This is a genomic window from Halorubrum sp. AJ67 (assembly GCF_000513435.1).
Genome location: NZ_CBVY010000002.1, coordinates 301,838 through 316,248 on the forward strand (window position 1 = coordinate 301,838; position 14,411 = coordinate 316,248).

Sequence of the window (14,411 nt, forward strand, 5' to 3'; positions counted from 1 at the left end):
CGATGGCGTTCGCACCGTCGACGTGGTCGCGGCCGTAGTCGTGGGGACCGGGCTGGCCCTCCGAGTCGGCCTTCACGAGGAACCCGCCGAAGTCCGGGATCAGGTCGTATATCTCGTCGGCCTTTCGCCGCCACCACTCGCGGACACCGTCGTCGAGCGGATCGGCGGTGTCGAGGTCGCCGACCAGCATCGGTGCCGCGAAGTTCACCGAGAGGTACGTCCGAATTCCGTACCGCCGGAACACCGACGCCAGCCCGGTGAGGTCTTCGAGGCGTTTGGATTCGAGGAGCTGCCACCCCTCGAACGCGTCGAAGGCGGCGTTGGCGCTCCCGCGGTCGGGCTTGATCGTGTTGACGTTGTTGAGCACGATGCCGTTGACCCCCACCGACGCGAGCAGGCGGGCGTAGTCCTCGTAGCGGTCTCGGAGGTCGGGCAGCCGCTCCCAGTCGAAGACCGACTCGCCGCCGTACCCGCGCTCGACCGACCGGTGGAACGGCGTGTCCCACTGGTCGATCACGCGGTGTGCGGACGCCGGCTCCTCGCGGACGTCGAGGTCGTCGATCGGTTCCCGGGTACGCAGCAGGCGGAGGAGGTGGAAGGTCCCGTAGACGAGCCCCCGGTCGGTCGGCGCGGTGACGACGATACAGTCAGCGCCGTTCCACGTCACCGAGCGCACGAGGTATCCGCCGTCATCGAGGCTGTTGACGTCCTCGGGGGGAACCGAGTCGGCGATCATCGCCATGTCGTCCGGCGTGCCGACGGCGAGGAACCCGTCGACCGTCGTCGGCGGGTGTTGCCAGAGGTGCGGCTCCCGATCGAGAAGCGACGGGATCGCCCGACGGAGTTCGTCACGGACGGCGCTACACTCCGGCGACTTCTCTGAGACGTATACGTGACTCACTCGGGCACGATACGCCTCTCGACGCCCGCCGACCTCAATATCATCGTACCTGAGCCAGCAGTCGTCGTAGTGATCCATTATCGTAAGCTGAACATTCGGCGGACATAATGGTAGTGGTCGGGCACGTTCTCAGGCAGGGTACACTCGGATCTGTGGCGCTATTGCTCCTCGACGACGCGGAGTCCGCGGGTCTATTTTGGAGATAGAACGTCTCAAACGGGTCTCAATGTGTATAATATTCTTCCCCAATGTTTATGCCCTATTACGTTAACAGTAGCTACGCTATGGCAGCTAATCACGAGGGGGACCCCTACGACCAAGCGGTGAGTCGACGAAAGATAGTCTCTGTCGCCGGGGCGTCCGGCCTCGCCGCGCTCGCCGGCTGTAGCGGCGGCGGCGGTGACGGCGGAGATACCGGAGAGACATCGGGCAACACGGACAGCGGCGACTCGATCTATGACGCCACGTACAACGACGCGTACAACGGCAACCCGGCCGACCTCCACTTCAACACCTCGGCGGTCCAGAACTATCGGTGGCCGGCCGGAAGAGCGGTGTTCGCGCCGTTCCTGAAGTACTCGTTCAACGAGGACGAGTTCCTGCTCGGTGCCCTCGAAAACCTCGAAATCGAGAGCGAGGAAGTCACGCTCACCTTTCGCGAGGATCTCTCGTGGGACAACGGTGACGACTGGACGACCGAAGACCTCGACGTCCAGCTCCAGCTCGCGGAGAAGACCGGGAGCTCGATCTGGGGGTACCTCGACGACTACGAGATCGTCGACGACAATACGGCACGCCTTCTCCTGTCCGGCGAGACGAACCCGCGTATCATCCAGTTCGAACTCACGAACTTCCTCGTGGACGTGAAGGCCGAAACCCACGAGCAGTTCCTCGATCAAGACGCTCAGGAGTTCCTCCGGTGGGCGTGGGAGGACCCGGTCGCGAGCGGCATGTGGTCGTTCGTCAGCAAGGACCAGCAGGCGTTCGAGTTCGAGCGCAACCCCGAGTTCTACAACGCCGACAACATCAATTTCCGGCGGCATCTCATCGAGAACACCGGCGGGGCCGACGCGCAGTATCAGGCGCTTATCGCCGGCGACCACATCGACGGCGCGATGAGCGCGTTCGCGCCGCCGGAGATCGTCGAGCAGTTCGCCGACAACGTCGTCGAGGTCAACATCCCCGCGAAGTGGGGATACGGCATCGTGTTCAACCACGACGACCAGCACTTCGGAAAGCGAGAAGTGCGACAGGCGACTGCTCACGTCATCAACCGCCAGTCGCTCGTCGAGAACGCGGGTCCGCGGTCGAAGTTCGTGGCACCGGTCCCGTGCGGTATCGCGCCGGAGGATCAGGAGTACTGGCTCGACGACTGGCAGGAGGACTTCGAGACGTACGGGGCCGACGCGAGCCAGACCGAGGAAGCAACGCAGCTGCTCGAAGACGCCGGCTACAGTAAGTCGGACGGGACTTGGCAGGACGAGAACGGGAATACCATCAGCGGGGACTACTACTCGCCGGCGGGCTGGAACGACTGGACGACCATGACGCAGACGGTCGTCAGTCAGCTCAACGACTTCGGGTTCGACTTCTCGATCAGTACCCTGCCGACCAACGACTGGTTCACGCAGTACTCCGACAGCGACTTCGCGATGAGCAGCCTCTACTGGCTGCCCGGAGGGTCGCGCTCGGCGTTCCCGTACTTCCCGCTGCGGTACCAGCTCTGGGAGCCGGAGATCGGCGGCGGTCACAACTACCGTGGGCCCGCTCAGTCCGAGCAGACGATCCCCGGTCCGGACGGCGGCGAAATGACTCTCACGCCGCTCGACGAGGTCGATCAGATCGCCCAGCAGCCCGACGACGAGTCGTCCCGCGAGTACGTCCAGCGCGCCGCTTGGCACAACCACATCGAGCTGCCGTTCCTCGGACTGGTGTCCAAGTACGAGCAGTCGTGGACGACCGACGACGAGTGGACCGTCGCGAGCGAGGACAGCGTCAACCGCCAGGTCAAATGGCCGCAGTTCTGGTGGCCGCACGAAGGCGAACTCCAGTATCGGGGCTGAGCCAAGCCGATAGTCTCTGCTAACATTTGCCAACATGAACTACTACCTCAAACGGACGCTCCGCATCCCCGCGACCATTCTCGCGGTCGCAACGCTCACGTTCGGGCTGATCCGACTGCTCCCCGGCGGGCCGTTCACCCAGTTGCGGATCTCGCTACTCCAGCGGGGGGTTCCGGCCGAACAGGTCAACGCACGCATCGAGGCGTTACAGAACATCCGCCCGGACGCGCCGCTCTGGCAGCAGTACATCGACTACATCGTCGGCATTTTACAGCTGGATTTCGGGCAGTCCATCTCGTTGAACGAGCCCGTCGCGGCGGTAGTGGCTCGCGCGCTTCCGTGGACGGTCTTCCTCGTCGTGACGTCGACCATCCTCATGTTCGCCATCGGCGTCAGTATCGGGGCCCTTCAGGCGTACTGGGAGGGGTCGCCGTTCGACAAGGGCACCACCGGCGTGTCCATCTTCCTGATGTCGATCCCGTACTACATCTTCGCCGTACTCGGCGTGTTCATCCTCGCGTACCAGCTCGGCTGGTTCCCGACGGGGAGCGCGTCAGCGCGCAGCGTCGAGGCGGGCTTCTCGGTCCCCTACATCCGAAGCGTCCTCTACCACGCGGCGTTACCGATCGCATCGTTCACGATCGGAGGAATCGGATCGAGAGCGCTCAACATGCGCGGTAACAGCATTCAAGTGCTCGGCGAGGAGTTCGTCGAGGTCGCCAGATTGCGCGGCCTCTCGGACAGCCGCATCGCGACCAGCTACGTCGCGAAGAACGCCATCCTCCCGATGTACACGGGCCTGCTTCTCCAGTTCGGGTTCCGGCTCGGCGGGACCGTCGTCCTCGAAGACATCTTCGCGTACCCGGGACTCGGCTACTACCTCATCGACTCCCTCAACGCGAACGATTACCCCCTCATGATGGGCTGTTTCCTCGTGATCACGGTGACGCTCGTCGTCGCCGTCTACATCGCCGACCTGACGTACGGCCTCATCGACCCGCGCATCAGCGCAGGTGATTCGAATGCCTACTGACGCGAACGACGACGCGACATCCGCCGAGCTCGGCTGGCGCGCGGAGGCCTCCACCGAGGAGATCAGCCGTCGCGACCGGTTCGCGGAGTTTTATCGGCGATCGATCCGCGAGCCCGCGGTCGTCGCGTGGTCGGACGGTCGAACTCGCGCGGGCATCGTCATCCTGAGCGGCTACCTGCTGATGGCGCTCGTAGACGTGTTCGGTCTCTGGCGGGACGCCAGTCCGAACCAGTCCTCCGAGCGGCTCCTGTTGCCGTTCCAGTCGCTCCAGTACCCGCTCGGGACGACCCAGTCCGGGACCGACCTGCTGGCGCTCATCATCGACTCGACGCCGTTCATCCTGCTGATGGTACTGGCAGGAGGGGTCTGGGCGACCGGCCTCGCGCTGTTCGTCGGCACCGTCTCGGGGTACAAGGGCGGCCGCGTCGACACCGTCATCACGTCGATATCCGACTTCTTCATGGCGATTCCGGGGCTACCGTTGGTCATCGTGCTCGCGATCGCAATCAACCCGCAGAACCCCTTGCTGCTCGGCGTCATCCTCACGATCAACTACTGGGCGGGGCTCGGTCGCTCGATACGCTCGCAGGTCCTCTCGATCCGCGAGGAGAGCTACGTCGAGGCCTCCCGCACGATGGGGACGGGTACCTTCCGTATCATCCGGAAGGACGTCCTCCCGAACATCATGCCGTACGTGATGGTGAACTTCGTGCTCGCGGCCCGGTACACGATCTTCGCGTCCGTCGGCCTGTACTTCATCGGCGTGTTGCCGTACAGCGGGCAGAACTGGGGCGTCACGCTGAACAACGCGTACAGCCAAGGTGGACTGTTCACGCTGGACGCGGTCCACTGGCTCATGGTGCCGATGGTCGCCATCGTCGGCCTGTCGTTCGGACTCATCCTCCTGAGCCAGGGGATGGACCGCATCTTCAACCCCCGGGTGCGGACGCGCCTCTCCGGGGAGTCCGAATCGATCGAGGAACCGGACGAGGAGACGACCACGGGGCCGATCTAAATGGCTACTGAAAACGCACTTTCGACGCCGTCGACCGACGACGCCGTCGAGGATCCGATCATCGAAGTACAGGACACGAACGTCACGTTCAACGACGGGCGCACGTACGTCCTCGACGACGCGAACGTCAGCATCGAGCGCCACGAGGTACTCGGCATCGTGGGGGAGAGCGGCAGCGGGAAGTCGATGTTCGCCTCCGCGCTCATGGACTCCATCCCGGATCCGGGCGTTCTCAGCGGGAAGATCCACTACCACCCCGAGGACGGCGAGACGGTCGACGTCCTCGAACTGAGCGACGAGGAGCTCCGCCAGTTCCGCTGGGAGACGGTCTCGATGGTCTTCCAGGGTGCGATGAGCTCGTTCAACCCGACGATGAAGGTCGGTGCGCACTTCGAGGAGACGCTGAAGGCCCATGACAAGAACGTCTCGGAGGGCATGGAGTTCGCGGCCGAACTCCTCGAAAATCTCTACCTTGAACCCGACCGCGTGCTCGGGTCGTACCCGCACGAGCTCTCGGGCGGGATGCAACAGCGCGCGCTGATCGCGTTGAGCATGGTGCTCGACCCGGAGGTGCTGGTGATGGACGAGCCGACCGCTGCGCTCGACCTGCTGATGCAGCGGTCCATCCTCACGCTACTCGAAGAGCTCCAAGACGAGTACGATCTGACGATCGCCTTTATCACACACGATCTCCCGCTGATCGCGTCGCTCGCCGATCGGATGGCGATCATCTACGCGTTCCAGTTCGCGGAGATCGGCCCGCGAAACGACATCATCCAGCGGTCCGCACACCCGTACACGAGAGCGCTGTTGAACGCGACGCCGAACCTCGACGCGCCGCTGTCCGAGATGAAGCCCATCGAGGGAGAGGGGCCAGCGCCGATCAACGTCCCGTCGGGGTGTCGGTTCCATCCCCGGTGTCCGCTGGCGACCGAGGAGTGTCGGACTGACGATCCGCCGCTGGTCTCCCACGAGGGGACCGACCACCGGTCGGCCTGCCACCACTGGGACGAGGCCCGCGAGGAGATCCCCCTCAACTTCGGGGAGGACAGCCTCGACGTCGAAGCCGTCGAGTCCCCCGGCGACAGCGAGTCCGGCGCTCGGAGGAGAGTCAGCGACGAACCGCCGCTGCTGTCGCTGGACGACGTCGAGGTCCACTTCGAGGAGGAACAGGGGTTCGTCGAGGGGCTGTTCAACGACTCTCGGGTCGTGCGCGCGGTCGACGGCGTCGACCTCGACATCGAGGAACAGGACCTCGTCTGCCTGCTCGGCGAGAGCGGCTGCGGGAAGACGACGCTCGGGAAGACGATGATCGGCCTCCAAGAGCCGACCGGCGGCTCCGTGAAGTTCCGCGGGCAAGACGTCTGGGAGGCGAAATCCGGCGGCGGGGAGATCCCGTACGACGACATCCGGTCGTCGCTCCAGATCATCCATCAGGACCCGGGGAGCGCGCTCAACCCCAACCGCCGAATCGTCGATATCCTCGCGGAGGCGCTCCGGCACACCCATCCCGACAGCGACCGCGGGGAGCGGCGCGCCCGGATGGTCTCGCTGCTCGAACGCGTGGGGATGACGCCGGCGGACGACTTCCTCGACCGGTACCCCCATCAGCTCTCTGGCGGCGAGAAGCAGCGCGTCGCGCTGGCGCGCGCGCTGCTGATGAACCCGGAGGCGATCCTCGCCGACGAGGCCATCAGCGCGGTCGACGTCTCGCTGCGCATCGAGATCATGGACCTCATGCTGGAGCTCCAGACCGAGTTCGAGACGTCGTTCCTGTTCATCTCCCACGACCTCTCGAACGCGCGGTATTTCGCCGAACACGGGGACGGCCGCATCGCCGTGATGTACCTCGGGGAGATCGTCGAGATCGCGTCCGCGGAGCGACTCATCCACGATCCGCGCCATCCCTACACCGAGGTGCTTCGGTGGGCGACGCCGAACCTCGACCTCGACGAGATGGACGACTCCGGGCCGCCGCTCCGCGAGGTCGACGTGCCCGATCCCGTCGACCCGCCGTCGGGCTGTCGGTTCCACACGCGGTGTCCGGTCGCTCGCGAGGCGTGCCGCGAGGAGAAGCCGAGCCTCCGGGATGTCGACGACGCCGACGGCAAGGCGGCGTGCTTCCGCGAGGACCCGAACCACCGCTACTGGAACAGCGAGCCCCTCGACGGCGCTGAGGAGGATCCGAGCGTGATGAAGTAGCGCGTCCGGAACGCGACGCGCTCGCTTCGCCCGAGAGCCTCCCGCCGTTCTCGACTCCGGGCGACAACAGGATTATTACCCGCACGCCGTAACGGCAATCCATGACACGGTACGTCCCAGACTGCGACGACGGGCGGCTGACCCTCGTCTCGGAGGCGGGCGACGATCGCGTCGATATCGGCACGATCGACGACGTGATTACGGCGATCGGCGACTCGACGCACTCGATCGAGTACGACCAGAAACAGCGGACCCAGCCGTGGCTCGACACGGACGACGGAACGCTAGCGATCGACGTCCGCGAGGCGGTGACGACGCTGCCTCACACCGACGAGACCGTCGACGAGCTCCGCGAGTACGACATGAGCACGGAGCGCTACGGACTCCCGCTCCGGACCGTCAAGTTCGCAAACGAACTGTTGGATATTCTGGACGCGCAGGGAACGGCGGATCCCGCGTAGCTCACACCCGAACGGTGTCCCCGGTCTCCGCGGCGTCGTAGATCGCTTCGAGGGTTCGCATATCGACGAGCGCGTGGTCGCCGTCGGGGCCGATGGGGGCCTCGCGAAGCACGCGGTCGGCGAAGTAGTCGAACTCCTCGGTCATCTCGTCTCGCATCACGTCCTGCCGGCCGTCGGCGACCTCCAAGCGTCGCCCGTCCCTGTGGAGTCGGAGCGTCTGTTCGGGCTGTCCGAGGAAAGCCGGTTCGAGAATCAGTTCGCCGTCAGTGCCGACGACGCGGAGGTGACCCGTGTACGCGGCGTGTTGGCCGGCGGTACAGGCCGCCTGGGTCCCGTCGTCGAACCGAACGGTGAACGCGGCGTGTTGGTCGGGCACGTCGCGGAACGCCTCGTCGACGGACCGCATCTGGGCGGTCACGCTGACGGGGTCGGCGTCGAGGACGAAGCGCGCGGTGTTGAGCGGATAAATCCCGAGATCCATCACGCTCGCTCCGTATCCGACGAGGTCCGGGTCGAGACGCCACTGCTCGGCGTCGCCGGAGACCGTTTCGAGCATCTGCTGGCTCATGCTCCCGTGAACTCCCACGGGGTCGCCGATGGCCCCCTCCGCGATCAGTTCGCGCATCCGCCGGACCTGCGGGTCGGTCTGCATCCGATAGGCGACCATCAGCGGGACGTCTTCGGTGGCCTCGACGAGCCGTTCGGCGCGTTCGCGGGTCGCCTCTACGGGCTTTTCACAGAGGACCGCCTTCCCGTGTTCCGCCGCGGCTTCGGCGTACGGGAGGTGTAGCGCGTTCGGCGTACAGACGTACACCGCGTCGTACTCGTCGGTCGCTTCCCCGTCCGTGAACTCCTCGTAGGTGAGTGCGGTCTCGACTGACGGAATCCCCTCGCCGGCCGCGGTCGCCTTCTTGCGGCTACTGCTGACGAGGACGGTCGTCTCACAGAACTCCGCGTCTTCGACCGCGGGAATCGCCTGCTCGCGGGTCCACCACCCGAGACTGATCATCGCGACGCGGAGCGTCCCGGACTCCAACTGCTGCCAGTCTCGATCCCTCACGCTCGCAAGGTAGTCGGAAGCGGACATGGCAGCACGTTCACGGCGATTGAGAAAAGTGTATTGGACGACGCACGCCGCTGCGCGAGAACGGAATTCCTCCGTTCAGCTGACACCCGCCGACCCGTTAGAACCGTAAGAATAGTATGGGTCAACCACGCACATGGAAACGTGCCAGAGCTTAATCATAACTACGTCGGCGGAGAGTGGACCTCCTCGGAGACGGGAGAGACGTTCGACGTTCACAATCCCGCAGCCCCCGACGAGACGGTAGCGAGCTACCAGCAGTCCAGCGCGGCGGACGCCGCCGAAGCGGTCGAGGCGGCGGCCGCCGCACAGGACGAGTGGGGGGACACGCCCGGTCCGGAGCGCGGACGGATTCTCCGGCGGGCGGGGACGAGCCTCGCCGATCGGAAAGACGAGATCACCGAACTGCTCGTCGAGGAGGAGGGGAAGGCCCGTCCCGAGGCGGCCGGCGAGGTACAGCGCGCGATAGACATCTTCCACTACTTCGCGGGGAAGGCCTCGGACCTCGGCGGGACGGTGAAAGGGTCGAGCAGCCGTGACACGACGCTGTACACGCGCAAGGAGCCGGTCGGCGTCGCGGCGCTGATCACGCCGTGGAACTACCCCATCGCCATCCCCGTGTGGAAGCTCGCTCCCGCCCTCGCGGCGGGCAACTCGGTGGTCATCAAACCGGCGAGCGCCGCTCCGGGCGTCGTCCTCGCGGTCACGGAGGCCTTAGACGAGGCCGGGCTCCCCGACGGCGTGCTCAACGTCGTCACCGGGCCGGGCAGCTCGGTTGGTAGCGAGTTCATCACGAGCGAGGGGACCGACGTGGTCTCTTTCACCGGCAGCGGGCAGGTCGGCGAGATGGTCTACGATCAGGCCACGGACGCCGGGAAACGGGTCCAGACGGAGATGGGCGGGAAGAACCCGACGCTGGTCGCCGACTCGGCCGATCCCGCGGAGGCGGCCGAGATCGTCGCGACCGGCGGCTTCGGCACGACCGGTCAGTCGTGTACGGCGTGTTCCCGCGCTATCGTCCACGAGGACGTGTACGACGAGTTCGTCGACGAGCTCGTCGCCGCCGCCGAGGCCATCGACATCGGCCCGGGGCTGGACCACGAGATGGGCCCGCAGGTCAGCGCCGACGAGCTGGAGTCGACGCTGGAGTACGTCGACATCGCCCGCGACGAGGGCGCGACGGTCGCGGCGGGGGGCGGGCAGCCGACCGGCGACGCGGTCGAGACCGGCCACTTCGTCGAGCCGACCGTCCTGACCGACGTCGACAACGACGACACGATCGCCTGCGAAGAGGTGTTCGGCCCGGTGATCGCCGTCATCGAGGTCAGCGACTTCGACGAGGGGCTTCACGTCGCCAACGACGTGGAGTACGGGCTCTCGGCCAGCGTGGTCACCGACGACCACACCGAAGCCAAGCGGTTCATCGACGACGCGGAGGCGGGCGTCGTGAAGGTCAACGAGAAGACCACGGGGCTCGAACTCCACGTTCCCTTCGGCGGGTTCAAGCGCTCCTCGTCGGAGACCTGGCGCGAACAGGGCGACGAGGGGTTAGAGTTCTACACGATCGAGAAGACCGTCTACGACAACTACTGAACCGATCGTGTCCGTCTCGCAGGCACCGTCCGATAGATAACCGGCCTCGTTTGTCCCATTTCCGGCCGGTTCCCTTTCGAGAGACGAGTTTTATACGGGACGGGTTCGTGAAGACAGCCATGGAGGACGCATTCGTAGCCATCGACGACCCGGACCACAGCAGCGACTTGCTCCGAGAAGCCGCCGCGTACGCCGTCGGGGCGGACGCCGAACTGGTGTTGTACTTCCCGCTGACGCCGGAGGAGTTCGAGGAGTCACAGGAGTCGCTCGACAAGATCGGACGTGTGGAACACAAAGACTACGGCGACGAGGACGCACAGACCGTCGCAAAGCAGTTCGTCGACGACATCGCGCGCGAGCCGCTCGCCGACTTCGACGTCGAGTACAGCGTCGTCACGGACGTGACCGAGGAGATAGACGCGGGTCGCATCATCGAGCTCGCGGAGGAGCGCGGCTGTGACCACGTGTACACGACGGGACGAAGACGGTCTCCGACCGGAAAAGCGATGTTCGGCGACACCACCCAACAGCTCATCCTCAACTTCTCCGGATTCGTCACCGTCCGCACGAACTGACCGGAGACGCACGGTGTCGAGGGCGGCCGTCGGGAGGGTTCGTCCGGCGATATCGCTCCCACTCTCGTCTGTGTTCCGATTCCCGATTACCTCACATTACCTTGCGGGGAACCGCCTCTGCGGTTCCCGTTTCCGCGCCCCTTGCCCCCGCCGTTTCCGGGCGGGGACAGTTCGACGACGACGGTCTCGGTCTCGTCGTCGACGGTCGCCTCGACCGTCTCCGAGAGCGCGCCCTTCTCGGCCGTGATTCGGTACTCGCCTTTGAATCCTCCCGTGGCGTACGTCCCATCGCCGTCGGTCTCGCCGGACTCCTCGGTCCACCACTCTCCGAAGACGAGGTCGAAGTACTGCTCGCCGTTCTCTCGGAGCGTCCAGTCGGAATCGAAGTACGCGCCGGTCGGCCGCCAGTGGTCGTCTTCCCAGAACCCCCACGAGAGGACGCCCTCGACCGCCTCCTTGCTGAACGCCATCGTCAGGAAATCCCGCGTGTAGTCCGTCTGTACCGCGACGTCCTGTGCGTTCCGGCGGTCGAATATCTCGATGTCGAACTCCGTAATCAGCAACGGGAGTCCGAACTCCGCGAACTGGTCGAAGCCGGCTTCCATGTCCGCGATATCGAGTATCTGATTGTACTGCTGCTGGTGGTGGCCCATGAACCCGATACCGTCGATCGGGTAGTCGTTCTCGACGAGGTGTTCGATGTAGTCGAGATACTGATCGCGCTGCCACTGGCCACCGATAGCCCCCATCTCGTTGGTGTACAGCTCGGTGTCCGTGACGTCGTCGGCCGCCTGCCACCACTCGTCGACGGCCTCCCAGCCGAGGTCGGGGTCGTCCCGGAAGTTGGACTGCCAGACGGGGTGGTTGTGTACGTCCCACTCCGTGACCTCGCCCTCGAACTCGGCGGCGTGTTCGGCGATCTTCTCGGTGATCTCCGCCTGAATCTCCTCGGCGGACTTCTCCTCTGCGTCTTGGATGTTCATCCCGCCGCCGCCGTCAGTCTGGTACTCCTCCCAGAGGAGGTAGTGGCCGCGAGTCGGAACATCACGCTCGTTCAGCCAGTCGAGGGTCGCCCGAATGTCTTCCCTATCCATGTCCCATTCGCCCTCCCACGCGGGGAACTTGAGGCCGTTCTCGACGACGGCCTTGTTGAAGTTCTCGCTGAACGTCTCCCGATAGATCCGGTCGTCTTCGCTGTCGCCGGTGACGTGTTCGACCGAGACGGCGCTCCCGAAGTCGAACTGGTGTTCGACCATCTCGACATTGACGGACGCCCCGTTCATGGGCTGGCCGCCGGGGTTCCGTACCTCGACCTCGATGTCCGTCGTCCGGTGCTCCTCAATGCGTGCTTGGGCATCCTCGCGCCAGTCGGCGTCCGGACTCCGGCCGTCGTAGTGGTACGGCGGGAGCGTGCCGAGTCCGACACCGGTGTCGGCGTAGTCGAGGAGTGCGACGCCGCCGACCTCGATGGTCTGCTCCGCGGAGCCGACCTGCAGTTCCAGCGCGAGGGTGTCGCCGGCGGCGGGCGCGTCACCGACCTCGACGGGGAAGAAGTACCGCAGCCACTCCTCGGAGGCGTCGACGTTGTCGCCCCGCTGGACGAAGTTCTCGCCGACCGGCTGCCCGTCGGCATCAAGGTATCCGAACCGCGCGCTCGCTTCGGCACCGTCGTCGCTACGGATCCACGCGACACCGAGAAGCCGGTCGCCGGGTTCGATGCTGTGTTCGGTCACCGGTCCGCGGTACGCGACCGCCGTCGAGTCGTCCGTCTCGGGGACGTCGAGGCGTTCTGCTCGCGTGTGTGGGACGCTGTCGCTGTCCACGTCGAAGGCTGTCGCCGAACCGCCGCCGACCAGCGAGAAGGCGTCGGTTGCTTCCGCTTCGGTGGAGCCGTAGACGTACGACCCCTCGGGGAGTTGTTTTTGCTGTCTGCTCGATGCCGTGAGTTCCGCCTGTAGCGCCTCGCGGTAGCTCGCGTCCGCGTCGGCGGCTTGGGCCGCGGTGGGTCTCGCGGCCGCCGCGACACCGAACGCGCCGAGCGCTTTCAGAACGGTTCGTCGACTGCTCTTGCGGCTAGTGCTAGGTTCTCTCATGGAGTGTGATCACTCCATTCACACTAACGGAGTACTATTATTTAATTATTAATGCTATTATTCTATGCCGTTGCCCGCGTAATTCTCACTCGGTATCGGAGCAGATACAACGGTCGCGACCGGTGTGAAGCGACCGCGCTCCGACAGTATCATACCGTTGACCGCTGATGGCGTGTATATGAAATCGCCGGCGTATCCGTCCGTCTCGTTACACAACGTTACGGAGACCGTTCCAGCGGAGTGGACCGAGGAGGGGGAACGCCTCTGTCGGGTCCCCGCGGCGGTCGGCGCGGAGCTAAACGAAACGGCCCGCGAGCGCGTCCGGTGCCCGACGGGGAGCGAGATCCGCTTCGTTCCGGGGAGTGACGACACCGACGTCGAGGTGACCGTCTCGGCCGCCGAGGAGACGCACGTGCGGGTCTTCTGGGGTGTCTTCCAGCCGTGGGAACCGACCGAGATCGGGCCGGAGCCCGAAACGCTGACGCTCGGCGTTCCGGACCGCCTCGCGGACCTTTCGCCGGGGACGCGGGCCGGTCGCTTCGATCGGCGCGTCTGTCGAATCCGCTTCGAACGCCGAACGGGGGTCGCACTTCACGACGTCTCCGGGGCCTGCCGACCACCGCACGAGAGAGAACTGCCCGACACGCGCTATCTCGCGTACGGAACCTCCATCACGGAAGGTGCGGCGGCGTCGGCGCTCCACACCGACTACGTCACTCACGTCGCCCGCCGACTGGGCTACGACGCGCTGAATCTCGGGTGTTCGGGCTCCGCGTACTGCGAGGAAGCGATGGCCGAACACGTCGCCGGCCGCGACGACTGGGACGTCGCGACGCTCGGGCTCTCGGTCAACATGGCCAACACCGGCGGGTTCGCCCCGGAGACGTTCCGCGAGCGCGCCGAGACCTTCGTCGACACCGTCGCCGGCGCACACCCGGACACGCCCGTCGTCTGCGTCACGCTGTTCCCGTATCACGACGACCTCACGGCCGCCGGCGACGCCGAACACGCCGCGGCGTACCGGACGGCGCTCCGCGAGGTCGCCGCCGCGTCTCCGCACGAGAACCTGTCCGTCGTCGACGGCCCGGACCTCCTCGATCCCACCGGGTTGACCGCTGACCTCCTCCATCCGGGTGACGCCGGGATGTCCACCATCGGAGACCAACTGGCGGAACGCCTCGACGCGGTCGTCGAGTGAGACACGTCTCGGACGTTGGGCCACCGAACGCGGCGTTCCACCACGTATAAATCACCGGCGACGGAACGGTCGCGTATGCCTACAGATAGCATGCCGTCCGTGAGTGTCGAGGGAAAGACCGCCGTTGTCATCGGCGGCACGAGGGGAATCGGCCGCGCCATCGCGCTCGGGTTCGCCGAGGACGGTGCCGACG

The 14,411-nt window shown here is 65.5% G+C and carries 11 protein-coding genes; 8 read left to right on the forward strand and 3 right to left on the reverse strand.

Features of this window, described 5'->3' with window-relative positions; translation table 11 throughout:
• On the reverse strand, window positions 1-979 hold a 979-nt coding region (locus BN903_RS03260), incomplete at its 3' end, for an alpha-glucuronidase family glycosyl hydrolase (RefSeq protein ID WP_048076352.1).
• 206 nt (window positions 980-1,185) lie between these two features.
• On the opposite strand from BN903_RS03260, the gene BN903_RS03265 reads away from it, so the two are divergent.
• The 5 genes from BN903_RS03265 to BN903_RS03285 all read left to right on the forward strand — a co-directional run bounded on the left by BN903_RS03265 (window position 1,186) and on the right by BN903_RS03285 (window position 7,675).
• Complete coding sequence (locus BN903_RS03265) at window positions 1,186-2,964, forward strand: ABC transporter substrate-binding protein (RefSeq protein WP_079890560.1); 1,779 nt, start codon at window positions 1,186-1,188, stop codon at window positions 2,962-2,964.
• Window positions 2,965-2,998: 34 nt separating this feature from the next.
• The gene (locus tag BN903_RS03270; protein ID WP_048076353.1) at window positions 2,999-3,997 is read left to right on the forward strand and encodes an ABC transporter permease; all 999 of its coding nucleotides are present in this window, start codon (window positions 2,999-3,001) and stop codon (window positions 3,995-3,997) included.
• Window positions 3,987-5,012, forward strand: a complete 1,026-nt coding sequence (locus BN903_RS03275) for an ABC transporter permease (RefSeq protein ID WP_048076354.1) — start codon at window positions 3,987-3,989, stop codon at window positions 5,010-5,012. Before BN903_RS03270 ends, BN903_RS03275 begins: the two co-directional genes overlap by 11 nt.
• A complete protein-coding gene (locus tag BN903_RS03280) occupies window positions 5,013-7,214 on the forward strand; it encodes an ABC transporter ATP-binding protein (protein ID WP_048076355.1) in 2,202 nt (733 codons plus the stop codon).
• Window positions 7,215-7,315: 101 nt separating this feature from the next.
• On the forward strand, window positions 7,316-7,675 hold the full coding sequence (locus tag BN903_RS03285; protein WP_048076356.1) for a hypothetical protein: 360 nt from the start codon (window positions 7,316-7,318) through the stop codon (window positions 7,673-7,675).
• A 1-nt stretch (window position 7,676) separates the two neighbouring features.
• Here BN903_RS03285 and gfo6 read toward each other — a convergent pair whose 3' ends face one another.
• A complete protein-coding gene (gene gfo6 / locus BN903_RS03290) occupies window positions 7,677-8,762 on the reverse strand; it encodes a D-xylose 1-dehydrogenase Gfo6 (protein WP_048076357.1) in 1,086 nt (361 codons plus the stop codon).
• A 141-nt stretch (window positions 8,763-8,903) separates the two neighbouring features.
• On the opposite strand from gfo6, the gene BN903_RS03295 reads away from it, so the two are divergent.
• Window positions 8,904-10,352 (forward strand): aldehyde dehydrogenase family protein, encoded by a 1,449-nt coding sequence (locus BN903_RS03295; RefSeq protein ID WP_048076358.1) that lies wholly within the window; start codon window positions 8,904-8,906, stop codon window positions 10,350-10,352.
• A 119-nt stretch (window positions 10,353-10,471) separates the two neighbouring features.
• Complete coding sequence (locus BN903_RS03300) at window positions 10,472-10,927, forward strand: universal stress protein (protein WP_048076359.1); 456 nt, start codon at window positions 10,472-10,474, stop codon at window positions 10,925-10,927.
• An 86-nt stretch (window positions 10,928-11,013) separates the two neighbouring features.
• Here the strand turns inward: BN903_RS03300 and BN903_RS03305 are convergent, their stop codons facing one another.
• Window positions 11,014-13,020, reverse strand: coding sequence for an endo-1,4-beta-xylanase (locus BN903_RS03305; protein WP_048076360.1), 2,007 nt, complete (start codon window positions 13,018-13,020; stop codon window positions 11,014-11,016).
• Window positions 13,021-13,198: 178 nt separating this feature from the next.
• On the opposite strand from BN903_RS03305, the gene BN903_RS03310 reads away from it, so the two are divergent.
• Window positions 13,199-14,218: a GDSL-type esterase/lipase family protein gene (locus BN903_RS03310; RefSeq protein WP_048076361.1), complete on the forward strand. Its 1,020-nt coding sequence runs from the start codon at window positions 13,199-13,201 to the stop codon at window positions 14,216-14,218.
• Window positions 14,219-14,411 lie beyond the last annotated feature (193 nt).

What these genes read in the sequence shown, in the direction of transcription:
- BN903_RS03265 (WP_079890560.1), top strand. Translation starts at nt 1,186, where the DNA reads ATGGCAGCTAATCACGAGGGGGACCCCTACGACCAAGCGGTGAGTCGA.
- BN903_RS03270 (WP_048076353.1), top strand. Translation starts at nt 2,999, where the DNA reads ATGAACTACTACCTCAAACGGACGCTCCGCATCCCCGCGACCATTCTC.
- BN903_RS03275 (WP_048076354.1), top strand. Translation starts at nt 3,987, where the DNA reads ATGCCTACTGACGCGAACGACGACGCGACATCCGCCGAGCTCGGCTGG.
- BN903_RS03280 (WP_048076355.1), top strand. Translation starts at nt 5,013, where the DNA reads ATGGCTACTGAAAACGCACTTTCGACGCCGTCGACCGACGACGCCGTC.
- BN903_RS03285 (WP_048076356.1), top strand. Translation starts at nt 7,316, where the DNA reads ATGACACGGTACGTCCCAGACTGCGACGACGGGCGGCTGACCCTCGTC.
- gfo6 (WP_048076357.1), bottom strand. Translation starts at nt 8,762, where the DNA reads ATGTCCGCTTCCGACTACCTTGCGAGCGTGAGGGATCGAGACTGGCAG.
- BN903_RS03300 (WP_048076359.1), top strand. Translation starts at nt 10,472, where the DNA reads ATGGAGGACGCATTCGTAGCCATCGACGACCCGGACCACAGCAGCGAC.
- BN903_RS03305 (WP_048076360.1), bottom strand. Translation starts at nt 13,020, where the DNA reads ATGAGAGAACCTAGCACTAGCCGCAAGAGCAGTCGACGAACCGTTCTG.
- BN903_RS03310 (WP_048076361.1), top strand. Translation starts at nt 13,199, where the DNA reads ATGAAATCGCCGGCGTATCCGTCCGTCTCGTTACACAACGTTACGGAG.